21 protein-coding genes are annotated in these 26,460 nt (G+C 72.0%); 2 read left to right on the top strand and 19 right to left on the bottom strand.

The annotated features are described in order from the left end of the window. Positions 1-36: 36 nt before the first annotated feature. The 9 genes from AB0G47_RS37175 to AB0G47_RS37215 all read right to left on the bottom strand — a co-directional run bounded on the left by AB0G47_RS37175 (position 37) and on the right by AB0G47_RS37215 (position 11,614). Complete coding sequence (locus AB0G47_RS37175; protein WP_360779311.1) at positions 37-606, bottom strand: hypothetical protein; 570 nt, start codon at positions 604-606, stop codon at positions 37-39. Between the two features lie 6 nt (positions 607-612). After that, positions 613-2,163, bottom strand: coding sequence for an NAD(P)/FAD-dependent oxidoreductase (locus AB0G47_RS37180; RefSeq protein WP_360779314.1), 1,551 nt, complete (start codon positions 2,161-2,163; stop codon positions 613-615). A 132-nt stretch (positions 2,164-2,295) separates the two neighbouring features. Next, positions 2,296-4,533, bottom strand: a complete 2,238-nt coding sequence (locus AB0G47_RS37185; protein ID WP_360779317.1) for a serine/threonine-protein kinase — start codon at positions 4,531-4,533, stop codon at positions 2,296-2,298. Beyond that, positions 4,515-5,468 (bottom strand): oxygenase MpaB family protein, encoded by a 954-nt coding sequence (locus AB0G47_RS37190; protein ID WP_360779320.1) that lies wholly within the window; start codon positions 5,466-5,468, stop codon positions 4,515-4,517. Before AB0G47_RS37190 ends, AB0G47_RS37185 begins: the two co-directional genes overlap by 19 nt. Positions 5,469-5,510: 42 nt before the next feature. After that, positions 5,511-6,551 carry a 2-hydroxyacid dehydrogenase gene (locus tag AB0G47_RS37195; RefSeq protein WP_360779322.1) on the bottom strand — a complete coding sequence of 347 codons (1,041 nt, stop codon included), beginning with the start codon at positions 6,549-6,551 and terminating at the stop codon, positions 5,511-5,513. A 49-nt stretch (positions 6,552-6,600) separates the two neighbouring features. After that, a complete protein-coding gene (locus tag AB0G47_RS37200; RefSeq protein ID WP_360779325.1) occupies positions 6,601-7,227 on the bottom strand; it encodes a histidine phosphatase family protein in 627 nt (208 codons plus the stop codon). Beyond that, on the bottom strand, positions 7,224-8,732 hold the full coding sequence (locus tag AB0G47_RS37205; protein WP_360779327.1) for an FGGY family carbohydrate kinase: 1,509 nt from the start codon (positions 8,730-8,732) through the stop codon (positions 7,224-7,226). The genes AB0G47_RS37200 and AB0G47_RS37205 overlap by 4 nt, the downstream gene beginning before the upstream one ends. Further along, positions 8,725-10,287, bottom strand: coding sequence for an FGGY-family carbohydrate kinase (locus tag AB0G47_RS37210; RefSeq protein WP_360779329.1), 1,563 nt, complete (start codon positions 10,285-10,287; stop codon positions 8,725-8,727). The genes AB0G47_RS37205 and AB0G47_RS37210 overlap by 8 nt, the downstream gene beginning before the upstream one ends. A 13-nt stretch (positions 10,288-10,300) precedes the next feature. Beyond that, entirely contained in the window at positions 10,301-11,614 is a 1,314-nt protein-coding gene (locus tag AB0G47_RS37215; RefSeq protein WP_360779332.1) for an MFS transporter, read from the bottom strand. Positions 11,615-11,867: 253 nt separating this feature from the next. Here AB0G47_RS37215 and AB0G47_RS37220 point away from each other — a divergent pair, with 253 nt between their 5' ends. After that, positions 11,868-12,653 carry a DeoR/GlpR family DNA-binding transcription regulator gene (locus AB0G47_RS37220; RefSeq protein WP_360779334.1) on the top strand — a complete coding sequence of 262 codons (786 nt, stop codon included), beginning with the start codon at positions 11,868-11,870 and terminating at the stop codon, positions 12,651-12,653. Positions 12,654-12,680: 27 nt separating this feature from the next. On the opposite strand, the gene AB0G47_RS37225 is transcribed toward AB0G47_RS37220, so the two are convergent. The 7 genes from AB0G47_RS37225 to AB0G47_RS37255 form a co-directional block, all read right to left on the bottom strand. Continuing rightward, positions 12,681-13,880, bottom strand: a complete 1,200-nt coding sequence (locus AB0G47_RS37225; protein WP_360779337.1) for an acyl-CoA dehydrogenase family protein — start codon at positions 13,878-13,880, stop codon at positions 12,681-12,683. A 192-nt stretch (positions 13,881-14,072) separates the two neighbouring features. Continuing rightward, a complete protein-coding gene (locus AB0G47_RS37230; protein ID WP_360779340.1) occupies positions 14,073-16,292 on the bottom strand; it encodes an NADP-dependent isocitrate dehydrogenase in 2,220 nt (739 codons plus the stop codon). A gap of 92 nt (positions 16,293-16,384) precedes the next feature. Continuing rightward, on the bottom strand, positions 16,385-16,813 hold the full coding sequence (locus AB0G47_RS37235) for a YbjN domain-containing protein (protein WP_360779343.1): 429 nt from the start codon (positions 16,811-16,813) through the stop codon (positions 16,385-16,387). Between the two features lie 87 nt (positions 16,814-16,900). Then, entirely contained in the window at positions 16,901-18,115 is a 1,215-nt protein-coding gene (locus AB0G47_RS37240; protein WP_360779346.1) for an Hsp70 family protein, read from the bottom strand. Next, on the bottom strand, positions 18,112-20,013 hold the full coding sequence (locus tag AB0G47_RS37245; RefSeq protein ID WP_360779349.1) for a dynamin family protein: 1,902 nt from the start codon (positions 20,011-20,013) through the stop codon (positions 18,112-18,114). Before AB0G47_RS37245 ends, AB0G47_RS37240 begins: the two co-directional genes overlap by 4 nt. After that, on the bottom strand, positions 20,006-20,695 hold the full coding sequence (locus AB0G47_RS37250; protein ID WP_360779352.1) for a hypothetical protein: 690 nt from the start codon (positions 20,693-20,695) through the stop codon (positions 20,006-20,008). Before AB0G47_RS37250 ends, AB0G47_RS37245 begins: the two co-directional genes overlap by 8 nt. 35 nt (positions 20,696-20,730) lie before the next feature. Beyond that, positions 20,731-23,190 carry a dynamin family protein gene (locus tag AB0G47_RS37255; RefSeq protein ID WP_360779355.1) on the bottom strand — a complete coding sequence of 820 codons (2,460 nt, stop codon included), beginning with the start codon at positions 23,188-23,190 and terminating at the stop codon, positions 20,731-20,733. Between the two features lie 108 nt (positions 23,191-23,298). On the opposite strand from AB0G47_RS37255, the gene AB0G47_RS37260 reads away from it, so the two are divergent. After that, positions 23,299-23,898: an XRE family transcriptional regulator gene (locus AB0G47_RS37260; RefSeq protein ID WP_360779357.1), complete on the top strand. Its 600-nt coding sequence runs from the start codon at positions 23,299-23,301 to the stop codon at positions 23,896-23,898. 26 nt (positions 23,899-23,924) lie between these two features. On the opposite strand, the gene AB0G47_RS37265 is transcribed toward AB0G47_RS37260, so the two are convergent. From AB0G47_RS37265 to AB0G47_RS37275, 3 genes are all read right to left on the bottom strand, one after another. Then, complete coding sequence (locus AB0G47_RS37265) at positions 23,925-24,557, bottom strand: NAD(P)-dependent oxidoreductase (protein ID WP_360779360.1); 633 nt, start codon at positions 24,555-24,557, stop codon at positions 23,925-23,927. 130 nt (positions 24,558-24,687) lie between these two features. Then, positions 24,688-25,599, bottom strand: coding sequence for an AraC family transcriptional regulator (locus tag AB0G47_RS37270; protein ID WP_360779362.1), 912 nt, complete (start codon positions 25,597-25,599; stop codon positions 24,688-24,690). A 37-nt stretch (positions 25,600-25,636) separates the two neighbouring features. Next, entirely contained in the window at positions 25,637-26,449 is an 813-nt protein-coding gene (locus AB0G47_RS37275; protein WP_360779365.1) for a hypothetical protein, read from the bottom strand. Between the last annotated feature and the right edge of the window lie 11 nt (positions 26,450-26,460).

Raw genomic sequence — 26,460 nt, forward strand, 5'->3', positions numbered from 1 at the left:
CGCAGAAACAGCAGTTGGGCGAGCACGAGATGCTGCTCAAGCCCGCCCTGGACGGCACGCTCCGGGGTGACCGTCTTCCGGTGCCGCTGCGGATGCTGCGGAGGGTTCCCGCGCTGCGCACCGTGACGGGATATCTGGGCGGTGTGGGCGTACGTCCCGAGCACGCGCCGGAGTTCGCCCGCCGCCAAGCGCTCCGCGGGAAGTGCCGCGAGGATGCCGTCGCTCGTCTGCGGCCGTGTCGGGGCTGGCCGCGCCCACGCGGCGGAGCCGCACATGTCGCAGCCCCGCGCCCCTTCGGGGCGCACCCCCCGTGTCGTGGCCGCCCGGCGTCTTGAGCCGGGTGCCGCCCTCGTCGTCGAGGAGCATCTGGGTGATCACACGCACATGGCGGCGGTTCGCCTGCTGGTAGCCGATCATCGCGCGTACGCGGGCGACGACGGCCGCGCGCGGGTCGGGCTCGGCGGCCACGCGCTCATCGACGTACGCAGTGAACTCTGCGAGGACGTGCTCCAGCGCCGCACGGGTGAGGTTGCCCTTGGACGAGAAGTGGTAGAGGACGGCGGCTTGGAGCCGCTGACCCCGCCGCCGGGCCGTACGCCAGTCCACCAGCGGCTATTCGCCCATCGCGGCCATGGCTGCGTTGTGCCCGGGGACGCCGCTGACCCCGCCGCCGCGCACCGCGCCCGCGCCGCACAGCAGGACGTTCGCGTGCCGCGTCTCCACGCCCCAGCGGCCGGTGCCGTCCTGGGCATAGGGGAAGGCGAGGTCCCGGTGGAAGATGTTGCCGCCGGGAAGGCGCAGATCCCGTTCCAGGTCGAGCGGGGTCTTCGCCTCGATGCACGGGCGCCCTTCGGCGTCGGTGGCCAGACAGTCGGCGATCGGCTCGGCCAGGTGGGCGTCCAGCTGGGCCAGGGTCGACTTCAGCAGCTCGTCCCGCACCGCGTCGTTGTCCTGCCCGAACAGCCGGGCGGGGGTGTGCAGCCCGAACAGGGTGAGGGTCTGGCAGCCGCGCTCCACGAGGTCGGGGGCGAGGATGCTGGGGTCCGTCAGGGAGTGGCAGTAGATCTCCGACGGCGGCGCGGCGGGCAGCTCACCGGCCGCTGCCTGGGCGTACGCGGTCGCCAACTCCCCATAGCCCTCCGCGATGTGGAAGGTCCCGGCGAAGGCCTCGTACGGGTCGACGGAGGTGTCGCGCAGCCGCGGCAGCCTTTCGAGGAGCATGTTGACCTTGAGCTGGGCGCCTTCGGCCGGGGCTGGCGGTGTGTCGCCGAGCAGGGCGGCGAGTTCCTGCGGCGAGGCGTTGACCAGGACGTGGCGGGCGGCGACGGTGGCTTCGCGGCTGGCCGTCCGGTAGGTGACCTCGGCGGTCGTGCCGTCCGTTTCGATGCGGGTGGCCTCGTGGTCGGTGGCGAGCTCGGCGCCCGCCGCGCGGGCCGCCGCGGCGAGGGCGCCGGTGAGGGCGCCCATGCCGCCGACGGGCACGTTCCAGTCGCCGGTGCCGCCGCCGATGACGTGGTAGAGGAAGCAGCGGTTCTGGCGCAGGGACGGGTCGTGGGCGTCGGCGAAGGTCCCGATGAGGGCGTCGGTGAGGACGACACCGCGTACGAGGTCGTCGGCGAAGCGCTCCTCGACGGCGAGACCGATCGGCTCCTCGAAGAGAACCCGCCAGGCCTCCTCGTCCCCGACCTGCTCGCGCAGCGCCTCGCGGGTGGGCAGCGGTTCGGTGAGCGTGGGGAAGACCCGCTGGGCCACCCGCCCCGTCATCCCGTAGAACTCCCGCCACGCCTCGTACTCCCGCGGCCCTCCGGTGAGCCGCGCGAAGGCCTCCTTCGTCCGCGCCTCGCCGCCGCCGACGAGCAGCCCCGTCGGTACGCCGTCGCGCTCGGTCGGGGTGTACGAGGAGACGGTGCGGGTGCGCACCCGGAAGTCCAGGTCGAGCTCCCGGACGATCTTCCGCGGCAGCAGGCTGACCAGATACGAGTAGCGGGAGAGCCGCGCGTCCACACCGGCGAAGGGCCTGCTGGACACGGCGGCACCGCCGGTCGTGGAGAGCCGCTCCAGGAGCAGGACGGTGCGTCCGGCGCGGGCGAGATAGGCGGCGGCGACGAGTCCGTTGTGACCACCGCCGACGATGACGGCGTCGTATCGATCGCGAGGAGGCATAGCTCTTGTTAGCACGTGAACGCCTCCGGAGGGCCCCGAAGGGGCGCGGGGCTGTGACATATGCGGCTCCGCCGCGTGGGCGCGCCCAGCCACAACCAACCCGCGGACGACCCACTCGACGCGCCCCAGGAATCAATGCCCCCCAGAAGCACGCTGCTGCCGCAAGGCAGCAACCCGCCGGTACAACTCCACCGCCTCCGTCCCACGGCCCAACTGCTCCAGGCAATGCGCCTCATCATTGCGGCTGGCCAGAGCATCGGGATGGTCGGCGCCCAGCACCTGCTCCCGCGCGGCAGCGACCCTGCGGTACTCGGTCAGCGCGTCGGCCCAGCGGCCGAGCCAGCCAAGGCCCACAGCGACCTCGCGGCGGCTGACTAGCGTGTCCGGGTGGTCGCCGCCGAGGATCCGCTCACGGATCGCGCAGACGTCGCGCGCCTCGGCCAGGGCCTCCTCCCAGCGGCCCTGCCGGCCCAGGTTCACGCCGAGGCCGTGCCGGGCGCGCAGGGTCTCCGGGTCGGAGGGGCCGTTCACCCGGGTCCGGTCGTCGATCAGGTCGCGGTACAGCTCGAGGGCCTCCCCGCTGCGACCGAGGCGGCCGAGGCTGATCCCCACCTCGTAGCGGGCGGCGAGCGTGTCGGGGTGGTCGGCGCCGAGGGCCCGCACCCGCGCGTCGGCGACCTCGCGGTACGTCTGGAGCGCCTCGGGCCAGCGGCCCAACTGGCCGAGCGCGTAAGCGACTTCGTAGCGGGTGACGAGTGTGTCGGGGTGTGTTTCGCCGAGGACGCGCGCGCGGGCCGTCGCGACCTGCCGGGCAAGCCGGTAGGAGTCCTCAAGGCGGCCGAGTCTGCTGAGGTTGTACGCCAGGTTGTGCCGGCAGCGCAGGGTGTCGGGATGGTCGGGGCCCGCCGTCCGCTCCCGTACGGCAAGGACCGATGTGTACAGCTGGTGCGCCTCGAAGTGCCGCCCCAACTGCCCCATCACGTACGCCATTTCCTGCCGGGCGGCGAGCGTGTCCGGATGGTCGGGGCCGAGCGTGCGCTCCCTGCCCTGCGCGACGCGTCCGTACTCGCGCAGCGCGTCGGCGGCACGCCCGGTGCGGCTGAGCGTGAAGCCGACCTCGTAGCGGCTGGCCAGCGTGTCGGGGTGGTCGGGGCCAAGGGCGTGCTCCCGCTCGGCCGCGACCGCGCGGTGCACCTCGCCGGCCTCGGCCCAGCGGCCGAGCCGCCCCAGGCTCAGGCCCGCGTTGTGCCTGCTGGTGAGGGTGGCCACCAACTCCGGGGGCGGCGTGGGCCGTTCGGGCCTGTGGGGCGCGGCGGCCCGGCGCGCGTCGGCGCGCGGGATCCACTCGCCGGTCAGGCCTGCCGCCGCGTCGGGCGGCGTGGTGCGCAGCTCGGATGCGCCGTTCGCCTTGTGGCCCGTCGTCATGCCGCGCGTCCAGGACGGCAGCCGCGGTTCGCGCGACGGCGGCTGCTCGGGCCGGTGCACGGGCGGGGTGACGACCGTCGGTACGTACGTGGGGCCGGTGCGGCCCGCGGTGATGCGGCGGCCGAGCTCCCGTGCGTCCCGGGGCCGTCCGTCGGGCTCCTTGGCGAGCAGGTCGAGGACGATCTTGTCGAAGTACTCGGGCAGTTCGTCGCGGTGGCTGCGCGGCGGCTCGGGCCGGGTGTCGCGGTGTCCGACGAGGACCGCCCAGGCGTCCTCCAGGTCGAACGGCGGGGCGCCGGTGGCGATCTCGTACAGGACACACCCGAAGGAGTAGAGGTCGCTGCGCTGGTCGACCTGGGCGCCGCTGATCTGCTCGGGCGACATGTAGTGCGGGGTGCCCATCGCGATGCCCGTGCCGGTCAGGCGCGATGTGAAGCCGATGTCGGCGCCGAGCCTGGCGATCCCGAAGTCGCAGATCTTCACCGTGCCGTCGGTGAGCCGCATGATGTTGGCGGGCTTCAGGTCGCGGTGCACGATGCCCTGTTCATGGGTGTACGCGAGCGCGGAGGAGACCTGGTCGGCGATCTCCACGACGTCCGCGACGGGCAGCGGATGCTGTTTGTTGTCCTCAAGGAGCTGGCTGAGGTTGCGCCCCTCCAGGAGTTCCATGACCAGATACAGGACGCCGTCGTGCTCCCCGAAGTCATGGACGACGGTGACGCCTCTGTGCTGCAGCGCCGCCGCGACACGGGCCTCGCGCCGGAACCGCTCGCGCAGCACCCGGGTGAAGGACTGGTCGTGCTGGGGCCCGAGGGGCTTGAGGCACTTGACGGCGACTCTGCGCCCCAAGGACTCGTCGCGCGCCTGCCACACCTCGCCCATGCCGCCGCGCCCGATGAGATCGAGCAGCCGGTACCGGCCCTGGATCAGCCTGGTTTCCGCCATCTCGTGCCGTCGCCCCCGTTGCCTCGCTGCGCCCTCCCCGGCCCGTCCAGTATGGCTGCCCGGCTGTCGAGTTTGTACGGGGCAGGGCGGCTGCCGGGCCCGAGTCGGGCCATGGCGCGCAGAATGTGCTTCGGCGGAAGTTGCCAGCGCACACGCGCGGGGACGGTGCGCAGGATGGTGCCGGTGGTGACGAGCCGCCGGGTCACCGTCGCCGGCGGCGGGGCCGTTCTGCCGTACAGCTCGTGGGCGTACGAAGGCAGCGAGGCGTACGCCAGGTTCGCCACCCGCCGCCAAAGCAGGACACGCGCCGGGACCAACAGCGGGTGGGTCGGCGGTCGTTGGAGGAAGTCGTCGACGTCGCGCGCCTCGGGTCCCGCGGCGAGCTCGGGTCTGACGCGCTCGAAGTACGCGGCGAGTTCGGCGGTCGTCGCGGGGACGTCGGCGGGGTCGAGCCCGACGAGCCGCGCGCTCTCGCGGTGCTCGGCGACATAGCGGTCGGCCAGCTCGTCGGTCAGCCGGAACCCCGACCGGCGTGCGACGTGGAGATAGGAGTCGATCTCGGCGCAGTGCACCCAGAGCAGCAGCTCGGGCTCGTCGACGCGGTACCGCTCCCCCGTGTCCGGGTCGGTGGCCTTGAGCATCGTGTGGATCTTGCGGACCCGCGCGCCCGCGTGCTCGGCCGCCTCGGTGGTGCCGTACGTGATGGTGCCGACGAAGTTCGCGGTACGCATGAGGCGGCCCCAGGCGTCCCTGCGGAAGTCGGAGTTCTGCATGACGCCGCGGACGGCACGCGGATGCAGGGCCTGCAGATACAGGGCGCGCACCCCGGCGACCCACATCATCGGGTCGCCGTGCATCTGCCAGGTCACCGATGCGGGCCCGAAGAGTCCCGGGTCCGCCGCACCCCGGCCCTGCGATGAGGATGCCTCGCGCATACGACCACCTCCTGACGGCAGGCTACGCCGCCCGGACCGGCCTCAACCCTTGAACGCCTCGGGGTTGGCGCAGTGCTCCAAGGGCTCGCCGCGCAGGAAGCGGCCGACCTCCGCGGCCACGATGTTGGCGGCCTTGTGCGCGACCTGCCGGCTGCCGCCCGCGATGTGCGGGGTGAGGACGACACCGGGGGCGGTGAGGAGACGGGAGTCGGCGGGCAGCGGCTCCTCGGGGAAGACATCGAAGCCCGCTCCGGCGAGGTGGCCCGAGTCCAGCGCGTCGCAGACGGCGTCGTAGTCGAGCAGCGCGCCGCGGGCGCAGTTGACCAGGACCGACCCGCGGGGCATCGCGGCGATCTGCGCGCGGCCGATCATGCCCTTGGTCTCGTCGGTGACGCGGGCGTGCAGCGAGACCATGCGCGAGCGGCGGAGCAGCTCGTCCAGGGAGACCTGTTCCGCGACACCGGCCAGCGCATCGGGCCGTACATAGGGGTCGTGCACCAGGAGCTCGGCGCCCATGGCGCGCAGGACCTTGGCGACCCGGCTGCCGATGGCGCCGTAGCCGATCAGGCCGACGGTGGCGCCCTCGATCTCGATGCCGCAGTTGTCGTAGTCGTAGTAGTCGCCGCGCCAGGTGCCCTTGCGCAGGTCGGTGTGGGTGTCGCCGACACCGCGGGCCGCGGCGAGCAGCAGGGTGAGGGTGTGTTCCGCGGTGGCGGTGGCGTTGCGGCCGGGGGCGTAGCAGACCGCCACGCCATGCCGGGTCGCGGCGTCGAGGTTGGCGTTGACCGGGCCGCCCCGGCTGGTGCAGAACAGCTTCAGGTCGGGGCAGTCGGCGAGGATGCGCTCGGTGAGCGGGCCGTGCTCGGTGACGCAGATCTGTACGCCCTGGAGCGCCTCGATCATCTCGTCCTCGCTACCGGATGCCTCGATGACCTCACCGACCGGGCCGAATGGGGTGTGCGGCCAGGGGAATTGCAGCTCGCGGACGTCCAGCGGCAGCTCCCCGGCGGCGTCCCGCACGGCCTGGGTGAACAGGCTCGGGCGGATGAAGTGGTTGCCTGCGGCGAGGACGGTGGTGCTCATGGGCGGGTGTCTCCTGAAGGGCGGTGCGGGTGGGTGGCCGGTCCGTGGATCAGTGGAAGTCGGGGGTCTGGTCCGTCGCGGGGGCGTTGAGACACAGCAGTGCGGTCTGCCCGTCCTCGACGCGGATCTCCGTGAGCGCGCCGTTGAGCAATTGGGGGAAGACCCTGCGGTAGTCGGCGAGCGGGATGCCGAGGAGGTGGCAGAGCATGACTCGGACGAGGGTGGAGTGGGCGACGACGAGGACCCTGCCGTTCGGCTGTTCGCGGGCGATGCCGGCCAGGCAGTCGGCGGCACGTGCGGCGGCCTTGCGCGGGTCCTCGCCGCCGGGCAGATGGTTGCCGACCGGGTCGTCGAGGAAGGCCGCCAGCTGCTCCGGGAAGCGCTGTCGCATCTCTTCCCTGGTCAGACCGTCGCCTTGGCCGAAGTCGAGTTCGTAGAGACGCTCGTCCACGCGCGGGGTGAGGCCGCAGGCCGCGGCGGCGGGGGCCGCGGTGAGCCGGGCGCGGGAGAGCGGGGAGCTCCAGACGGCCGTGAGCCCTGCGGCGGGGGCCCACTCGGCGAGCGCGGCGGCCTGCTCGCGGCCGTGCGGGGTGAGGGGCACATCGGTGCGTCCCGCGTAGCGGTTCTCCGCGTGCCAGACGGTTTCGCCATGGCGTACGAGGATGAAGTCGGTCACTGCGCTGCCCTCCTGCGGGCGTGGTCGGCCACGGTCCGGTCGAGCCAGCCACGGCGGGTGAGTTCGTCGATGAAGCGGAGGTAGACGGGGAGGTAGCGGGCGGTGCGGTCCGGCGATGGGCGGATCTCCGCGCCGATCCTGACCATGGCGGCGGCCGCCTCCTGGAGGCCGGCTCCGGAGGAGGTGGCGGCGAGCACCGCCATGCCGATGGCGCCCTCGGCCTGTTCCGGCAGGCGCACGGGACGTCCGAGGACTTCGGCGCGCAGGCGGCACCAGTAGCGGTTGCGGGCGCCGCCGCCGGTGAGGGTGAGCGGTCCGTCGACGGGCGCGCCGAGGTGGTCGAGGTAGTCGAGGCAGAGCCGTTCCAGGCAGGCCACTCCGAGCAGATAGGCGTGGAACTCGGCCGCGCGGGTGGGGACTTGCCCGAGGACGAAGGGTCCGGCTTCGGGGGCGCGGAAGGGGAAGCGTTCACCGCCGGTGGAGACCAGGGGGTAGGCGACCGCGTCCGGGTCGAGCGCGGCGGCCTGCTCGGTGAGCCGCTCCAGGTCCTCACCGGGGAAGTGCTGGGAGAGGACACCGGCGCCGCTGCTGGACGCGCCGCCCGGAAGCCAGTTCTCGCCCGGTCCGCGGTGGCAGTACACCACGCCCGCCGGGTCGCGGATCAGGTGCGGGCTGCTGCCCTTGAGGACGAGGGTGGTGCCGAGGACCGAGTTCCAGGAGCCGGGCTCCAGGGCTCCGGCGCCGATCTGGGCGGCGCAGCCGTCGGTCATTCCGGCGACGAGTGCGGTGCCCTCGGGGATGCCGGTGGCTGCCGCGGCCGCGGCGCACACGGTTCCCAGGACGCTGCCGGGGCGTACGACGTCGGGCAACAGGCCGTCAGGGACGCCCAGTTCGGCCATGACCTTGTGCGGCCAGCCCTCCTCGACCAGCTGGTAGCCGGTCTTGAGGGCATGACTGGCGTCGGAGGCGACCTGATGTCCGGCAAGACGCCAGGTGATCAGATCGACCTGGTGAAGGAGCCGGACGCCCGCGCCGGACGCCGCGGCGTCATGGTCCAGGAGCCAGCGCAGCTTCGGCAGCGCCCAGGACGGCTGCATGCTGCGGTAGCCGAGCTCCCGCCAGACCGCTGCGCCTGCCTCGTTGACGGTCGCCGCCTGGTCGGCGGCGCGCCCGTCGTCGTACATCAGGCCGGGGGTGAGCGGGCTGCCCGTGGCGTCGGCGAGCAGGATCGTCCCGGAGGTGCCGTCGATCGCGAGCCCGCGGATCCGTCGGGCGTCGAGTCCGCCCAGGACTTCGCGGCAGGCGGCGGACAGTGCGGTCCACCACTGCTCGGGGTCCTGCTCGTGGCGTACGCCGTCGCGGTGGCCGGCCAGCGGCCGCGATGCGGCGGCGAGGAGCCGGCCGGTGCCGTCGACGGCCACACAGCGGGCACTCTGGGTGCCGAGGTCGAGGCCCAGCCAAATCCCATCAAGGGGTGCGTGGTCGGCGCGATGGGTGTCAGGCACGGATGTCTCCCGGGTCGGTGGGGATGCTGTCGCCGTCATGGGTGGTCCCGCCCGGTCCCGCGGCACCGCTCCCCCGCCATACCGCACCGCCACGCCAGCCGGCCTCGCGGGCGATCGTCCGCCGGCCGAGGAAGTCTTCGTACAGGGCTGCGTAGAACTGCGCACGTTCCGGGTCGGGTTCCCAACTGCTCTGCATCCGGACGTACTTGGCGGCGGCGGTGTGCATGCTGCTCTCGGCGCCGGTGCGGACGAGGCCGGTGAGGAAGGCGCCCTTGGCGCCCAGTTCGGTGTCGCCGGAGCGGGCGGTCGGCACACCCGTCGCGTCGGCGATCAGCGCGCACCACGCGTCGCTGTTGGCGCCGCCGCCGCACAGCCGCAGCTCGCTCACGTCCGTGCGGGCCGCGGCAAGCGAGTCGCGCAGGACCAGCGAGAGCCCGTCGAACACGGCGCGGGCCATGTCGGCGCGTGCGTGCTCAAGGGACAGGCCCCAGAAGGAGCCGCGGGCCCGCGGGTCGAGGAACGGCGCGCGTTCGCCGGCCGGGGAGAGGTAGGGCAGGAACAGCAGTCCGCGGGCGCCGGGCTGCGATGCGAAGGCGAGCCGTGCCAGTTCCGGCGGTCCGGCAAGACCCAGCATCTGCGCCGCCCAGCCGAGCACCTCGGCGCCGTTGAGGGTCGGGAATGCGCGCAGTACCCGCTCGCGGCCGCGGTAGGCGATGTTGATGCCGGACGGTTCGCCGCTGGTGTCCACGTCCGTGCGGACGATCTCCGTGCACAGGGTGGTGCCGAGGATGCTGCACGCCTGGCCGGGGTTGACCACGCCGACGCCGCGGGCGGTGGCGGCGATGTCGTACGGGGACATCACGACCGGAAGACCGGCGGGCAGCCCCAGTTGACCTGCCGCCTCGCCGGTGATCTCGGCGATCCGCTCCGACTCCCCGAGGACGGTCGGCAGGAGGCGGTGGTACGCGCCAAGGCCGAACAGGTCGAGGATCCGCGGGTCGTACTGGCCGGTGGCGTGGTCGAGGAACGGGGCGGACGCGTCGGATTCGTCGCAGGCGCTGACACCGGTGAGGCGCAGGAAGAGCCAGCCCGCGGCGGTGAGCGAGGTGCTTGAGCGCGCGAGGCGGTCCGGGTCGTGGGCGGCGAGCCAACTGAAGAGGGCGTTGGGCATGCCGGCGCAGGTCAGCGAGCCGTTGCGGCGGAAGGCCGCTTCGAGGACACCCTCGCGCTGCCAGGCGGTGAGCTGGTCCCCGGCCCGGCCGTCGGACCACAGGATGGCGGGTCCGGTGGGGCGGCCGTGCTCGTCGACGAGCCAGGCGCCGTCGCCCTGGGCGGTGAAGGACACCAGCCAGACGGGGTCGGCGAGACCTGACAGCACACCGCGGACGGTGTGGACGACGGCGTTCCAGACGGCGTCCATGTCCTGTTCCGCCCAGCCGGGGTGGGGCCGAAGCACTTCGGTGGCGAGCCGGGAGACCGCGATCTCCTTGCCCTGGTCGTCGAAGACGACCGACTTGATCATCGTGGTGCCGACGTCAATGGTCAGTACGGACATCAGTTGGGACCTTTCACGCCGGGGTCGGTGCGGCGGCGGGCTCGGCGTCCGGCGAGGCACCGGCCGTCTTTGCCGCACCCGCCTCGTCCGGCAGCTTCAGGAAGTGTGCGAGCACGGTGCTCACCGCATGCATCCCCGCGAATATCCAGACCACCCCTGTGACACCGAGCGGCCCGACGAAGACCGTGACGATCGCGGGGCCGACGAAGGTGCTGGCTCCCGCGCCCAGGTTGAGCGCGGCGAGCGCCTGCCCCTTGTGCCGCGGCTCCAGCGAGGGCACAAGCGCCGAAAGCGGTACATATCCGGCCAGCGTAGCTCCGTAGAAGGCGGCGGCCAGCAGCGCCAGCGGGAAGTTGTCGCCCGCCGCGTTCGGGACGTAGAAGAGCAGCAGCGTGCTGACGGCGCAGCCGGCTCCGCCGAACCAGGCGATGGTCCGGCGCCAGCCGAACCGGTCGCCGACCACGCCGAAGAGCAGGTTGGCGAAGATGTTGGTCGCGAACATCGCGCTGAGCAGATGCAGCCACTCGGTGAGGCTGAAGCCGACCGTCTTCGTGAAGTGGATCGGCATGATCACGAAGAAGCCGAACTGCGAGGCCGTGTTGATGACCCGGGCGAGCGATCCCGCGCCGACCCGGGGGTTGCGCCACAGGACCGTGACGCTGCCGATGAGCGTGGCGAGCGGCCCCTCGCCATCGCCGCGCGACTGCTTCCCGCCCCGGTCGTCACGGACGAGCAGCAGGGCGATGAGACCGCCCGCGGCCACCAGAGCCAGCGCGGACCACAGCGTGGCGTACGCGCCGATCTGCGGGATGAGTCCACTGGCGACCAGCGAGCCGAGGGTGGGCAGACCGCCGGTGAAGGCGAACCAGTACCAGCCCATGGCCGTGCCGAGCCGGGCGCGCGGCGCCACCGAGGCGATCCAGACCAGGAATCCGTAGGCGAACAGCGGGTAGCCCAGGCCCCGCAGGCCGTACCCGAGCATCATCAGCGGATAGCTGGTCATGGGGATGGCGAGGACGAGGAAGAGGAGCTGGAAGACGCCCCAGATGCCCAGACCGGTCCACATGACGCGGCGCGGGCCCCACAGGTCGGACAGCACTCCGGAGAGCCAGGCGGCGATGGCAGCGGCGGCGCCGTAGACGGTGAACAGGAGCGCGACCCGGGGCTGCGAGATGCCCTCGTCGATCAGGTACGGCGAGAGATAGCCGGACTCGACCCCGTCTCCGATCATGAAGAGGAGCAGCCCGAGGTAGCCCCAGGCGAGGGTCGGTGGAATGCCCAGGCGTGTGATCAGCGAACGCGGAGGAGGGGGCGAAGATGTCGTCATCGACTCTTCCCCTTTCTGCGGCGGGGGCAGGAGGGAGGGACGAGCTGATGGAACAGCTGGCCGGAAACGCGAGTCAATGGCGGCCGGAATCTTCCCATCAGGGCGGCGACCTGCCATGTTGCGTCGCACCGGATCCGCTCGCGGACGCCGCTCTCCTCAGGCGGGGCACGTTAGATCCGTGCGAACATAACGCGGCGAGTTCACACGCGTGCCGCGCAGGGCGCACGGCACGGACGCCGGAGGGAGCGCTGCGATGGACCGGGTCGAGGCCCAGGAGGACCGGCGACGGCAGATGCGGGAGGCCGTCATCGGGCGTGGCTTCGTGCGGACCGCGGACCTCGCCGAGGAGTTCGGCATCAGCCTGATGACCGCGCACCGCGATCTGGACGCCCTTCAGGCGCAGGGCTGGCTGCGCAAGGTGCGCGGCGGTGCGACCGGGCTGCCTTCGGCGCAGTTCCACGGCAGCGTCGCGGAGCGGATGGCCACCATGGCGCAGACCAAGCAGCTGCTCGCGCGGGCCGCCGCGACACTGCTCGTGCCGGGCCAGACGGTACTGCTCGACGACAGCACGACCTGTCTGCTCCTTGCGCACCAGGCCACCGAGCACACCCCGCTGACCGTGATCACCAACTCGCTGCCCGCCGTCACCACGCTCGCGAAGGAGCCCGGCATCTCGCTGATCACGCTGGGCGGCGCGTACTTCCCGGCGTACGACGCGTTCATGGGCCTGCACACCGCGGACGCGGTCCGCGCCTTTCGCGCCGACGTCCTGTTCATGTCCACGACGGCCGTCACCAACGGCCGCTGCTATCACACCTCGCCGGAAACGGTGCAGGTCAAGCGGGCGATGCTGGAGTGCGCCGCGCGTCGGGTGCTGGTCGCGGACCACACCAAGTTCTGCAAGGACGGGCTGTACGCCCTTGCGCCACTGACCGACTTCGATCTGCTGATCGTGGACGACGGCCTGGCGGCGGAGCAGGTGCGCGCGATCCGCGCGGCCGGCACCGAGGTGATGGTGGTGCCGGGCCGCGATCAGTGAAGGGTGGGGGCCCGGGCAGCGTCAGTGTCAGCGGCGCACCCGCGGCATCCCGAGGCCGATCCAGGAGATGATCTCCCGCTGGATCTCGTTGTTGCCGCCGCCGAAGGTGAAGATGACCGCGCTGCGGTAGCCGCGCTCCAGTTCGCCGTGGAGCACCGCGCCCGCGGAGCCCTCCTTCAGGGCGCCGGCCGCGCCGACGATCTCCATGAGCCAGGCGTACGCGTCGCGGCGGGCCTCGGAGCCGTACACCTTGACGGCGGAGGCGTCCTGGGGGGTGAGGGTGCCTTCCTGGACGGCGTTCACCATCTGCCAGTTGAGGAGTTTCATCGCGTCCAGCTTGGTGTGGGTCCTGGCCAGGCGCTGGCGGACCCAGCCCAGATCGATGACGCGGCGGCCGTCGGCGAGCTTGGTGTCGGCGGCCCAGCGCTGCACGTTGTGGAAGGCGCGGATGGCCATGGTGCCGTGGGCGGCGAGGGTGACGCGTTCGTGGTTGAGCTGGTTGGTGATGAGCCGCCAGCCCTTGTTCTCGTCGCCGACGCGGCGCGAGACCGGGACGCGGATGTTCTCGTAATAGCTGGCCGTGGTGTCGTGCGAGGCAAGGGTGTTGATGATGGTGCAGGAGTAGCCGGGGTCGGACGTCGGTACGAGGAGCATGGTGATGCCCTTGTGCGGCGGGGCGGCTGGGTCCTCGAAGGCAGTGCGGACGGCGAGCCAGACCCAGTCGGCGGTGTCGCCGTTGGTGGTCCAGATCTTCTGGCCGTTCACCGTGTAGTGGCCGGTGGCCTCGTCGCCCTCCCTGACCGCCCTGGTCTTCAGGGCTGCCAGGTCGGTGCCCGCGTCGGGCTCGCTGTAGCCGATCGCGAAGTCCAGTTCCCCGGAGAGGATCCTCGGCAGGAAGTACGTCTTCTGCTCCTCCGTGCCGAACTGCATGATCGTCGGCCCGACGGTGTTCAGGGCCATCAGCGGCAGCGGGACCCCGGCCTGGGCGGCCTCGTCGAAGAAGATGAACTGCTCCATGGGCGAGAGCCCGCGCCCGCCGTACTCCTTGGGCCAGCCGACGCCGAGCCAGCCGTCGGCGCCGAGACGGCGGACGGTCTCCCGGTAGAACCGCTTCTGCGACGCGGGGTCGGCATACCTGGCGTAAGCGTTGTCGGGCACAAGCTCGGCGAAGTAGGCGCGCAGTTCGGTGCGCAACTGCCGCTGTTCAGGCGTGTATTCGAGGTGCACGGCCCCTCCTGCGTTCGCTTGCTCCGGTGGCCTCGGACGGCCTCGGGCTGACGGCGCACACAGTAGAACTCGTTTCAGAAATAGGGAATGGCAGCGGTACCGCTTCGGGGCGCACTCGCAGCCGTGACACACGACGCCGCCCCGGCCGCGCACAAGTGCGGCCGGGGCGGCGTCGGTTCAGGCGGAAGGCGCTCAGCCGAGGATGGCGAGGGCCTTGTTCAGCGTGGCGGACGGGCGCATCACGGACGCCGCCTTGGCCGGGTCGGGCTGGTAGTAGCCGCCGATGTCGGCCGGCGAGCCCTGGACCGCGATCAGCTCGTCGACGATCGTCTGCTCCTGCTCGGCCAGCGTCTTGGCCAGCGGGCCGAACGCCTCGGCGAGCTGCGCGTCGGCGGTCTGCTTGGCCAGCTCCTGGGCCCAGTACAGGGCCAGGTAGAAGTGGCTGCCGCGGTTGTCGATGCCACCGAGGCGACGGCTCGGCGACTTGTCGTTCTCCAGGAACGAGGCGGTCGCGCGGTCGAGCGTGTCGGCCAGGATCTGGGCGCGCGCGTTGTCCGTGGTCTGCGCCAGGTGCTCGAAGCTGGACGCGAGCGCGAGGAACTCGCCGAGGCTGTCCCAGCGCAGGTAGTTCTCCTTGACCAGCTGCTGGACGTGCTTCGGAGCGGAGCCGCCGGCGCCCGTCTCGAAGAGGCCGCCGCCGTTCATCAGCGGGACGATCGAGAGCATCTTGGCGCTGGTGCCGAGCTCGAGGATCGGGAACAGGTCCGTCAGGTAGTCGCGCAGTACGTTGCCGGTGACCGAGATGGTGTTCTCGCCGCGGCGGATGCGCTCCAGGGAGAACTTGGTCGCATCGACCGGCGACATGATCTCGATCTGCAGGCCCTCGGTGTCGTGCTCCGGGAGGTACGCCTTGACCTTCTCGATGAGCTGCGCGTCGTGCGCGCGGTTCTCGTCGAGCCAGAAGACGGCCGGGTCACCGGTCGCGCGGGCGCGGGAGACGGCGAGCTTGACCCAGTCGCGGATCGGCGCGTCCTTGGCCTGGCACATCCGGAAGATGTCACCGGGGGCGACGGTCTGCTCCAGGACGACGTTGCCGGCCTCGTCGAGCGCGCGCACCGTACCGGCGGCGGCGATCTCGAAGGTCTTGTCGTGGCTGCCGTACTCCTCGGCCTTCTGCGCCATCAGGCCGACGTTGGGCACCGAGCCCATGGTGGCCGGGTCGAAGGCGCCGTTGGCGCGGCAGTCGTCGATGACGACCTGGTACACGCCCGAGTAGCTGCTGTCCGGCAGCACGGCCAGGGTGTCGGCCTCGCCGCCGTCCGGGCCCCACATGTGGCCGGACGTACGGATCATCGCGGGCATCGAGGCGTCGACGATGACGTCGGACGGCACGTGCAGGTTGGTGATGCCCTTGTCGGAGTCGACCATCGCGAGCTCGGGGCCCTCGGCGATCTCGGCCTCGAAGGAAGCCTTGATCTCCGCGCCCTCGGGCAGCGCGGCCAGGCCGTTGAGGATGCCGCCGAGGCCGTCGTTCGGGCTCAGGCCGGCCGCGGCCAGCTTCTCGCCGTACGCGGCGAAGGTCTTCGGGAAGAAGGCGCGCACGACGTGACCGAAGATGATCGGGTCGGAGACCTTCATCATCGTGGCCTTGAGGTGCACGGAGAACAGCACGCCGTCGGCCTTGGCCTTGGCGATCTGCGCGGTGAGGAACTCGCGCAGCGCGGCCACGCGCAGCACGGACGCGTCGACGACCTCGCCCGCGAGGACCGGTACGGACTCGCGCAGGACGGTGGTCGCACCGTCGTCACCCGCGAACTCGATGCGCAGTGAACCGGCGTCGGTGATCGTCACGGACTTCTCGGTGGAGCGGAAGTCGTCGGCGCCCATGGTGGCGACGTTCGTCTTCGAGTCGGCCGTCCAGGCGCCCATGCGGTGCGGGTGCGCCTTGGCGTAGTTCTTGACCGACGCGGGGGCGCGGCGGTCGGAGTTGCCCTCGCGCAGGACCGGGTTCACGGCGCTGCCCTTGACCTTGTCGTACCGGGCGCGGATGTCCTTCTCCGCGTCGGTCTTCGGGTCGTCCGGGTAGTTCGGCAGCGCGTAGCCCTGCGACTGCAGCTCGGCGACGGCCGCCTTCAGCTGCGGGATCGAGGCCGAGACGTTCGGCAGCTTGATGATGTTCGCGCCGGGCGTCTTGGCCAGCTCGCCGAGCTCGGCCAGGGCGTCGTCGATGCGCTGGCTCTCCTCGAGGAACTCGGGGAAGAGGGCGATGATGCGCCCCGCCAGGGAGATGTCACGGCTCTCCACAGTGACCCCGGCCGTCGAGGCGTAGGCCTCGATCACCGGCAAGAACGAATACGTCGCCAGGGCCGGGGCCTCGTCAGTGTGGGTGTAGATGATGGTCGAGTCAGTCACCGGTGCTCCGCTCCACGTCTGCAACATTGCTCGACATCAAGATATCTCCTGATCGCCCTCTTCCACGAAGCGGCCCTGTTGTACTGGCGCGATCACAGTCCGTAGTGCTCGTGCAGCCAGTCGAAGAGCTCCAGACACACGCTCAGCGCCCAGTCCATGATCTCGGAGAACTGCGCGGGGGTGACCTCCAGCATGCCCGGCAGCGTCCAGCCGCCGTGCAGGTCGCTCTGCCCGCTGTCGTTCTCGTACACATACGCCTTGGGCAGCAGGTGCTCCTGGTTGTACTGGTTCACCGCCGCCACGGCCAGCGGCACCTTGTCCTTGGGGATGAAGCCGCTGTCGGTCATCGAGAAGTGCACCATCTCGCCGATGTCCGCCACGAGGAGCGTGACGCTGTCGCGGCCGGGGTTGTCCACGGAGAACTGCAGCAGGCGCGTGTCACCGCTGACCTGATAGCGGTAGTCCTTCTCGCGCGCGTAGTCGTGCAGCAGCTGACGCCAGGTGTCGCTGAAGGTGGCCATGGGGACCACTCCTTCCGGGTCGGGCGGGATGTTCACTTCCGGGTCGGTCGGGATCTTCGCTTCCGGGTCGGTCGGGATGTCGCTTCGCTAGCGCGCTTGCCTGCGTACGAGCGCGATGAGGTCGTGGTTCAGTCCGGCGCGCAGCTGCCGCGCCACCGGGTCGCCGGGCGCGAGCCCCGGAGGCAGCTCCCCCTCGGCAAGGACCCGCCGGGCGAGCAGCACCGCGCCGCCGGCCACCGCGAGGTCCGGGTCGGGCAGCAGCCGCACGGTCCGCCGCGACCGGACCGACAGGGCCCCGCCCACCGCGCGCAGCCGGCTGCTGCCGCCGACGGGCACGACCGCGTCGACGTCGGCCCAGCCGAGCCCCGCGGCGGCGAGCGTGCGCTCGCACTCCGTGAGGGTGCGTTCGAGGAAGGGGCCGAGCAGCTCCGCGAGTTCCCCGCTGTCCATGGTCACCGGCACGAATCCGCCGTCGGCCGCGAAGTACTCGGTGTGGTCGTTCACCACGGAGAGCTGGTGCTTGAGCGTCTGGCACTGGGAGAGCATCTGCAGCCGCTCCAGGAGGGCGTATCCGTTCTGCGCGGGGGCCTCCAGGGCGGTGCGCACCACTTCGGGGAAGCGCGTGGAGAGCCAGCGCAGGATCTCCCGGTCGAAGGCGCCGCCGCCGATGTCCGCGAGGCCGCCGGGCGCCCCGGCCAGCTCGAACTCCGCGCCGGCGCTGCGGGCCACCGCCACGTCGAAGGTGCCGCCGCCCAGGTCGTACACGAGGAAGCAGTGCCGGTCCTGGGGGCGGTGTTCCGCGAAGGCGTGCGCGAGCGCCGCCACCGGTTCGGTGACCAGGCGTACGGTCGACCGCTGATATCCGGCGGCCTCGGCGACCTCCAGCATCAGCTCGCGGTTGCCCGCCTCCCAGCTCGCCGGGACGGTGATCACCACGGCCCGCGGTTCCTCGGGGACCTGCTTGAGCCCGCAGGAGCGCAGGAACGAGAGCATCTCGCCGGTCAGTTCGTGCGGCTGCCGTGCGCGGCCCGCCACGAGGAGCGGCACCGACTCGCCGAAGTGCCGCTTGAACTCGGCGTGGTACTCGACCGGGTTGGCCATGCGGATCGCGAACGCGGCCTGTCCGACGGCCAGTTCACCGCGCGGCGTGGGGCACACGGCGGTCCTGATGGAGAGACCTGCGTGCGGCGCGGCGGGGTCCTTGACCCCCGTCACCGTGCCGTCAGAGCGCCCGATGAGGAGCGCGGACGTGGACGTGCCGAAGTCGATCCCGTGCACGGGCCCGGGTGCCGCGCCGCTCATGGCCCACCCGCCAGGTCCGCCAACTCCTGTGCCGATGCGATGAGTCGGGTGTAGCCGTCCCTGCGCTCCGTCAGCTCCGCCCGCCGTGCGCGCTGCTCGGCCTCGCTGCGCCTGCGCTCCTCCTCCACTTCCCTGCGGGAGCGTTCCAGGGACTCCCTCGCCTCTTCGATGCCGCGCTCGATGTCGGCGACGAGGAGCCGGGAGATCTCCCGCGCGGCATCGTCGAACGCGGCAAGACCGCGTGCCTCGTTGGCCCTGATCTGCGCCACCGTCCCGGAGGTGAGGGCGCGCACCGCCTCCCTTGACCACTCCTTGCGCTGCTGCTCGGCGCGCTCGCGCTCCGCGCGCCGCGAGTCGGACCAGCCGGTGATGGCGCCCACGACCTTGCCGAGGAGCCCGCCGAGGGCCGCGCCGACGGCGATGCCCGGCGGCCCGCCGACCACGCCGATCATGCCGCCGATCACTCCGCCGAGCCCGGCACCGGCGATGGCCGACCGCCAGGTGTTGCTCAGATGGTGGGCCGGCTGCCCCGATCCCGCGTCGAGTTCCGGCGGGGACGCGGTGACGCCGTGCAGCGCCGGAGTGAACCCGCCCACGCTGAAACTGGCGGGCTGGTAGGGCACTTGGGTCTGGGCGGCGAAGGCCTGCTGCACCTGGCGTGCGGCGCCGCGCAGCTGGTCCATCGCCACCTCGACCCCGTCCACCAGGAGCCGCCCGATCTCCCGTACGGTGCCGTCGAGTTGAGCCGGATCGGTCACCATCGCGGCGGTCGCGGAGAAGTCCTGGCAGGCCGCCTCGAAGATGCCCTGGAGCCCCTGTTTGATCCGCCGGGTCTCGTCGTGGAACACCCGGGGCAGCTCCGTGCGCCAGTGCGCGCTGCGCGCCTGGAGGTCCGCCGCAAGCTCGGCGCGGCGGGCCAGCTCCTGGTCGAACCGCTCGAGCTCCGCGTCGGAGCGGCTCTCCAGGGCCAGGTCGATGGGCGCGCGGGCCGCGGTCAGGGCGTCGGCCAGACCCTCGGCGCAGCGCGCGACCCGCTGCCGGCCCACCCGCGTGACCAGGCCGTCCCAGAGCTCCTTCTCCAGGTCGGGGAAGCCGGAGTCGGCGAGCATCTCGGCGTCGCCCGACTGCCAGGCGGAGGCCCGCAGCGGCGATGACACGGGCAGCACGACGAGGTCGGCTTCGGCGCGCCCGGTCACATCGGCGATCTTGCGGCGTGCGGCCCTCAGCGAGGGGTCGGGGTCGACCACCTGGTCGCTGCGGGTGAGCACCGTAATCACGGTCGGGCACTTGGCCAACGCCCGTTCCAGGAAGGCGAGTTCGTCGGTGCTGAAGGTGACCACCAGATCGCCGACGAAGATCAGCGCGTCGGCCTGCCCGAGGAACGCGTGCGTCGCCGCGTCATGGGCGAGGTTCATGCTGCCGACGCCCGGCGTGTCGACCATGACGAGGCCGGTGCGCAGCTGGTCGAGCGGCAGCCGGATGCGGACGAGGCGGACGTTGCGTACGTTCTGCTCGTTCTTCTGCTCGGTGACGTAGTCGCGCAGTTCCGCCAACGGCACGTCCACCGCGGTGAGTTCCTCGCCCTCCCCTTCCGGTGCGAGATAGGCGGTGGCCCGCTCTTCGTGGCCGTACTCCAGGGTGGAGACGGTGTTGGTCGCCACGTGCACGTCGACGGGGAACAGGCCCGGCCGGCCGATCAGCGCGTTGAGCAGGCTCGATTTGCCGCGCTTGTACTCGCCGCAGACGACCACGTGGTACTGCAGGCCCTCAAGCGTGGCGCGGTGCTCTTCGAGGCGGCGCAGCGGCTCCCGCCCCACCTCCGGGTCGGCGCGCAGGGCCTGTTCGGCGTCCGTGAACAGGGTCTTGGCGCGGGCCCGCAGCGGCTCGGGGTCAGTCATCGTCGGCTCCTCGCTTCGCGGCCACGTAGACGGTGACCTGGGCAGGACGCACGGGTTCGGTGCGCCAGAGATAGCCGGGGCGCAGATTGGTCGCGACGTGGTTGACCAGTTCGGGCCTGGGTGCGGGCTCGGAGAGCACCGACTCGTGGCGCTGCGGGTCGAGTTCGCCCTCCCCTTCGTACGGCCGCACGTCGCAATCGGCGAGCATCCGCAGGACGGACTGCTCCAGCCAGTCGAGCACGGAGGCGTCGAGCGGCACACCTGCGGGCCGCCCGCGCAGGACCGCGACGCGGTCCAGGACGTCGATCAGGCCGGACACGACGGGCAGGGGCCCCTCCCCGTCGGCATCGGCGACCGGAGCGGCGGTCAACACCGGGGCGGGGGGCGGCGGTTCGGGAGCGGTCTCGGCTTTCATGACGGCCTGGGCGGGAGCGGGATCGACCTTCATGGCGGCCTGCGTCGCGTGAGCGGGCTCCGGAACCTGTTGGGGAGCGGGCTCGGGAACCTGTTGGGGAGCCTGCTCGGGGGCCTTCACCACCTGCGGCTCGGGGGCCCGTTCCGCCTGCGGCCCGGATGCCGCCTCCCGCGCGGCGTCAGGTTCCGCACCCCGCCTCCGGGGCACGAGAACTCGCCATCGGTTCCACCACGAGCGCGGGTCCCACCAGGGGTGTCGCCGTGTCATCTCGGCCTCCTTCATGGGCCGTTGGAACGCCGATGTCAATCGGTGTCGTGGAACAGCAGCCGCTCCGCCGACGCCACGCGGTCGGCGATCCGGTCGTACGTACGCAGCACGGTGCGCGCGGCGAGAACGGTGGGCGGCGCGTGGAACGGGTCGTCGACACGCACCCGCCAGGCCGCCCGCCGCTCCGCGAGGGCGGCGCGGAACGCGGACAGGGGTGCGTCCGGGGCAAGCCCCAGCCGGGCCCGAGCCGAACGGCCCCGCTCCCCCGTGACAAGCAGCACCTCGTCGCGCTCGGCGTCCGTGAAGTCGAAGTCGCCCCGGTACAGGCCGGTGAGCAGGGCGATCTCGGCGGGGCCCGGATCGCTGAGCCGAAAGCGTTCCAGGGCGGCGCCGACGGTGTCCACCGTCTCGGTGAACGCGAAGCCATGGGTTCGGTCGCGGGGCAGGGCACGCGACCGGTGGACGGACGCGGTGGCCAGACGCAGCGCGGAGTCGAGTTTGATCAGTCCGGAGCGGTTGCCGAAATGCTCGACGATCAGGTCACGCAGCGCCGCCACGCCGCTGTCCACGAGCAGGGTCCCGCGTACGCCGTCGAGGTCCGCGCCCCGGCGGATCAGGACGCACGCACGGTGCACGCCCCATGCGCCGAGCCGGTGCAGCAGCCGGGCGCGCTCCTCCGGAGGGACGGGCAGGTCCTCGTACGGCTGCCGGGCGAACCTGCGCTCGCTGCGCAGCCGGTTCACCAGGACCTGGGCGTCGCTGTCCGCGAGCTTCACCAGGGACACGTACTCGTCGTCGGTCAGCGTCTGCGCGCCGAGGCCGGTCAGTCCCGCGATCGGAAGCACCGTGTGGAAGGCGGCACGCAGCGCGGGGCGCCCCAGATAGCCGGCCACGATCTCGCGTCCGGCATCCAGCGGGTCGTACTCCAAAGGGTCGGACTGTCCCGGCAGGTCCGCCGACGGCGGCCAGAACTGGTCGCAGCGGGTGAGCACGCCGAACGCCCGCAGGCCGTTGACCGCGCTCTGATGCGCGCCGACGAACTCCTCGACGACCTGGATGTCGGCCCTGCCAAGGGCCCGGGTGAACAGGAACAACACGGCGTCCGCACGGTCGAGTTCGGCCACGCTGTCGTCGTGCACCTCCTGCGCGTCCCGCCCGATGGCGTCGAGCACCTCCTGGCTCTCCTCCTGAGCGGCGGGGTCCTGGATGCCGAGGAAGGCGGCGGCGTTGGCCGCGTCGGTGCGGTGCACGCTGGCCAGACCGGGGGTGTCCACCAGGTGGAAGGCCTTGAGCAGCTCATTGGGCCACCCGGCCTCGAGCTTGCGGATGCCCCGCAGGGTGTCGAGCGATGCGGCGTCCCGCACGGACAGACGTGCCAGTTCGTCGGGCGAGACCTCGCGGGGCGGGCGGTCCCCCTTGTAGTGCACGGTCAGCCGGGGCCGCGCCGCGTGGTGGAACTCGGTGACGTTGAACGTCGTCTCCAACTGCCCCACCGCCACGACCTCTTCGCCCAGCAGCGCGTTGACCAGTGTCGACTTTCCGCGTTTGAGCTGACCCGCGACCGCGAGCCGCATCGGCTCCGCGAGGCGCCGTGCCGCGGTGTCCAGGGTCCCGCCGAGTTCCTCCGCACCGCCCGCCGTCGCCGTACGGGCGAGCGTGCTCAGGGTCTCTCGCGCGCCGGTCCGCCGGTCCCCCGACGGTGCCCTTTCCGCGCTGCCACTGTGGACGCCCATGCCCCACCCCCACCCGGGAGCGGGCGTCATCACTGGGCGGCCAGCACGACCCGCCCTCCCCCGATGCCAGCAGTATGGGGAGAGCCGGGAGCCGGAGCAATACGACGGGGGCAGGTTCCACCCGCACGAGCCGGACCGGGAGACCGGGTGCGACAGGAGGCGGTCAGTGGGACCGGCCGACGGCCACGCGGACCTGGCGGGAAGGGCCGGATCAGACTGCTCTGCGGCGCACCGCGAGGCCGCCAGGGCGAGGGAGGCGAGGACCTCCCGCGGTGTGGGGAAGTGCACCTCGGGGTGCGGGCCCGGCTCCCAGGAGGGGAACCCCTCGTGGCCGACGACCAGCAGGACGCCGCCCAGCGCGACCGCTCCGGCGGCGTTGCGCAGGATCTGCTCGCGGGGCATCGCGACGAGGGAGTGCAGGAAGTGCGCGGGGACGGGCCGGTATCGCCGAGCGGATCGACTGGCAGCGCCACGATCCCGCCACCTCCTTCCCCGCGGGCTCCTTCGACTGGTCTCCGCGTGATCGGCCGCGCGGTCGAGGGCGACGCGGGAGACGTCGGTCGCGGTGACGCGCCAGCCCTGCCGGGCCAGCCAGGTCGCGTCGCCGCCCTCGCCGCAGCCCAGATCGAGGGCGCTGCCCGGCGTCAGACCCGCGGTCTCGCGGACCTTGGACGCGTTGGGCTCGCCGCTCCATATCCGGTCGCTGTCGCGGTAGCGGTCGTCCCAGAACTCTTCGGCCGATGCGGCGGTGACGTCGGTCATCGCCGCGCTCCTTCGGTGGGCGGTGGGCGGTGCCGTTCACCGCCGGTGCCCACCGTGCGCGCCCGGAGCGCCTTGACAAAGTTCTTTGCCGAGGCGGCAAATGGAGGGATGAGCGACGACGATCTCTCGCAGGTCCTGACCTCCGTCGGTCCACGGCTGCGGGCGCTGCGCACCGCACGCGGCATCACGCTGGCCCGGCTCAGCGAGGAGACCGGGATCTCCCTGAGCACGCTCTCGCGGCTGGAAAGCGGACAGCGCGAGCCGACCCTCAAGCACCTGCTGCCGCTGGCCAGGGCGCACGGCGTGCCGCTCGACGAGCTGGTCGGCGCGCCCGCCACCGGCGACCCGCGCATCCACCCCCGCCCGTTCACCCGCCAGGGCAAGACATGGGTGCCGCTCACCCGGCATCTGGGCGGCATGCACGCCTACAAGCAGGTCATGCCCGTCGACAAGGACGCGCGGAGCGGCACCCGCCCCGAGCAGGGCTCGCACGAGGGGTACGAGTGGCTGTACGTCCTCTCCGGCCGGCTGCTGCTCGCCCTGGGCGAGCACGATCTGGTCCTCACGGCGGGCGAGGCGGCGGAGTTCGACACGCGGACCCCGCACGGCTTCGCCAACGCGGGCGACCACCCCGTGGAGTTCCTCGCCCTGTACGGGGCCCAGGGCGAGCGCGTGCATGTGCGGGTCAGGCCCACCGCGCGGACCTGACCCGCTCGTTCAGTACGCGACGCCCATCAGTACGCGACACCGATGCGGGCGCGCGGGTGGGCCGTCTTCTCCAGCTCGTCGACGAAGGCGATCGCGTAGTCCTCGGCGGTGATCCGGCTGTTCCCCTCGGCGTCGGCCAGGAGCCGGTCGCCGCCGATGCGGAAGGTGCCGGTGCGCTCGCCGGGCTCGATGAGGGCGGCCGGGGAGATGTAGGTCCAGTCGATGTCGTTCACGGTGCGGTAGTAGCCGAGGGCATCGCGCTGGGCCAGGCTCTCCGCCTTGTACAGGTCCGGGAAGTCCGGCTGGTCGACGAGGTCCTTGCCGGGGGCGACCTCAAGGCTGCCGGCGCCGCCGACGACGACCAGGCGGTTGATCCCGCTGGCGCGTACGCCGTCGACGACCGCCGCGTTGGCGGCGAGGAAGGGCGCGGCCGGCGCGGAGCCGTCGCGCGGCGGGGCGAGCGCCGACGCCACTGCGTCGTGGCCCGCGGCCAGTTCGGCGACCTTGGCCGCGTCGGAGGCGTCGCCGGTGACGGAGGTGGCGTCGCCGACCGGCTTGCCGGAGCGGCTGACGGCGGTGACTTCGTGGCCGCGGGACAGGGCCTCGGCCGCGATGCGGGAGCCGACCATGCCGGTGGCGCCGAAGAGGAGGATGCGCATGAGTTCTTCTCGCTTTTCTCGGAGTTCCTGTTTCCGTCTGCACCTACGACGCTAAGGGCGTTTACGCAGGTGAGCGAGGTGCGCTACGGACGCCCTATGGTCAAAATCCGACAGGCCCGGAATCCGAACGCTACGGATGGCGCGGTCCGCGACCCCGCATGGCTCCGCGGAAGTCGATCGGCGTCTGGCCGGTGCGCTTGTGGAAGAACTTGCTGAAGTTGGTGGCGCTGGAGAAGCCGAGCCGGTCGGCGATCCGCGCCGCCGGCTGATCGCTGTGCGCGAGCAGCCGCTTGGCCTCCAGGATCACCCGGCGGTCGATGAACTCCTTCGCCCCGACCCCGGCGCCGGCGAGGGTGGCGCGCGAGAGGGTGCGCGGGGAGTAGCCGAGGGCGTGGGCGTAGTCGTCGAGCCGTCTGCTGCGGGTGAAGTCGCGTTCCACCGCGTCCCGGAAGCGCAGGAAGGTCTCCCCCGGCTCCGGGGCCGCGCTGCCGGGTACGGACACATGGGCGACGCGCAGGACGAGTACACCGAGCAGATGCCGGAGCACTGCGACATGGATCTCGAGGGGCAGTTGGCGCAGCGCGCGGAACTCGCGCTCCAGGTGGGCGATGGCGACCCGCAGCCCCTCGGCGTCGTCACCGGCCGGCAGCCGCACGGCCGGGGCGTACGCGTCGTCGGCCCCGGCGGCGACGACGGTCGCGGGGTCGAGGAACCCGCGCTCGAAGAAGACGACGGTGCCCTCGGCCTCGTCGAGGTCGCCCCACTGGTGGACCTGCCCGGGCCGCACCCACAGCCAGGCGCCCGGTTCGAGGACGTACGCGGTGAAGTCGACCATGTGCTCGAGCGAGCCCGCGCTCACGGTGAGCAGATGGTGGAAGTCCGGTCGCTGCGGCTGCCGCATGAGCCGCAAGGGCCTGCCGCGGGCCCGCTCGCGCAGCGCGGCGAGCGAGAGCACCTCCACCGGGGCGGGGGTGCCGGCCGGGGCGGCGAAGGCGACCTCGGGGATCTCCCGCGAGGCCGCCGGCCGGTGAGGGACCGTCATGGCTCCTCAATACCACCCGCGCGACCGGGCCGACGCGTCACGGCGTCGCCTGGGCCGAGATGAACTCGTCCCAGGTGGCGACGGTTCCGGCCGCCGGTGCGGCGATCTTCGGCACGGCCCCGAACTGCGAGTACTCCTCGTTGATGACCTCGCGGCCCTTGGAACCCTCGCCGGTCTCGCGGGACTTGAGGACGAGATCGTCCTTGCCGACCCACATGTCGATGACGACGGACTTCATCCCCTGCTTCCGGGCGCCCTCGACGTAGGCGTCGCGGAGGTCCTCGTCCAGGGCGGCGCCCGTGTACTCGGCGAGTTCGCTGAGCACGACCGTGCCGCGGTAGTGGTCGGCGGGGCGCCCGGCGATCTTCTCCTCGGCGATCCACTTCGTGGACTTCGTCGCGGCGAGCGCACCGGCGAACTCGGGGACGTAGCCGGCCGCGCGCGGGGCGCCGCCACCGCCGCCGACGTCCATGCTGTACCAGCTCTTGCCCGGCACCTTGTCCGTCTTCACATACGTGGTGCCGCCGAGCGACAGCATGTGGCTGATGCCGTCCGGGTTGGCCGCGGACTTCGTCACCTCGGCCTTGATGACCGTGGCGGCGGGCTTGCGCTGGTAGAGCATCTCGGACCGGTCCGAGCCGCCCTGTCCCGTCTGGACCGTCTTGTACGAGGCCTGCGCACCGGTCTTCTTCGCCGCCGCGAGCAGCACGGCCCGCGCGTCGGTCCGCGCGTCGCTCTTGTTCTCCCTGCCCTTGCCGTTGCCCGCGTCGTCACCGCGGCCGGATCCGCCGTCACCGCCGCCGCATCCCGCGGCCATCATCGTGAGCGCCGCCCCCACGGCCGCCGTCACGATGCCCCTCC

Origin of the sequence: Streptomyces sp. NPDC021622 (genome assembly GCF_040640795.1) — a bacterium.
In the GTDB taxonomy this organism is placed as follows: Bacteria; Actinomycetota; Actinomycetes; order Streptomycetales; family Streptomycetaceae; genus Streptomyces.

Coding starts and splice junctions, on each gene's coding strand:
- AB0G47_RS37245 (WP_360779349.1), bottom strand. CDS start 20,013: ATGACTGACCCCGAGCCGCTGCGGGCCCGCGCCAAGACCCTGTTCACG.
- AB0G47_RS37215 (WP_360779332.1), bottom strand. CDS start 11,614: ATGACGACATCTTCGCCCCCTCCTCCGCGTTCGCTGATCACACGCCTG.
- AB0G47_RS37255 (WP_360779355.1), bottom strand. CDS start 23,190: ATGACCGACGTCACCGCCGCATCGGCCGAAGAGTTCTGGGACGACCGC.
- AB0G47_RS37185 (WP_360779317.1), bottom strand. CDS start 4,533: ATGGCGGAAACCAGGCTGATCCAGGGCCGGTACCGGCTGCTCGATCTC.
- AB0G47_RS37190 (WP_360779320.1), bottom strand. CDS start 5,468: ATGCGCGAGGCATCCTCATCGCAGGGCCGGGGTGCGGCGGACCCGGGA.
- AB0G47_RS37210 (WP_360779329.1), bottom strand. CDS start 10,287: ATGTCCGTACTGACCATTGACGTCGGCACCACGATGATCAAGTCGGTC.
- AB0G47_RS37250 (WP_360779352.1), bottom strand. CDS start 20,695: ATGACACGGCGACACCCCTGGTGGGACCCGCGCTCGTGGTGGAACCGA.
- AB0G47_RS37260 (WP_360779357.1), top strand. CDS start 23,299: ATGAGCGACGACGATCTCTCGCAGGTCCTGACCTCCGTCGGTCCACGG.
- AB0G47_RS37180 (WP_360779314.1), bottom strand. CDS start 2,163: ATGCCTCCTCGCGATCGATACGACGCCGTCATCGTCGGCGGTGGTCAC.
- AB0G47_RS37235 (WP_360779343.1), bottom strand. CDS start 16,813: ATGGCCACCTTCAGCGACACCTGGCGTCAGCTGCTGCACGACTACGCG.
- AB0G47_RS37265 (WP_360779360.1), bottom strand. CDS start 24,557: ATGCGCATCCTCCTCTTCGGCGCCACCGGCATGGTCGGCTCCCGCATC.
- AB0G47_RS37270 (WP_360779362.1), bottom strand. CDS start 25,599: ATGACGGTCCCTCACCGGCCGGCGGCCTCGCGGGAGATCCCCGAGGTC.
- AB0G47_RS37240 (WP_360779346.1), bottom strand. CDS start 18,115: ATGAGCGGCGCGGCACCCGGGCCCGTGCACGGGATCGACTTCGGCACG.
- AB0G47_RS37195 (WP_360779322.1), bottom strand. CDS start 6,551: ATGAGCACCACCGTCCTCGCCGCAGGCAACCACTTCATCCGCCCGAGC.
- AB0G47_RS37220 (WP_360779334.1), top strand. CDS start 11,868: ATGGACCGGGTCGAGGCCCAGGAGGACCGGCGACGGCAGATGCGGGAG.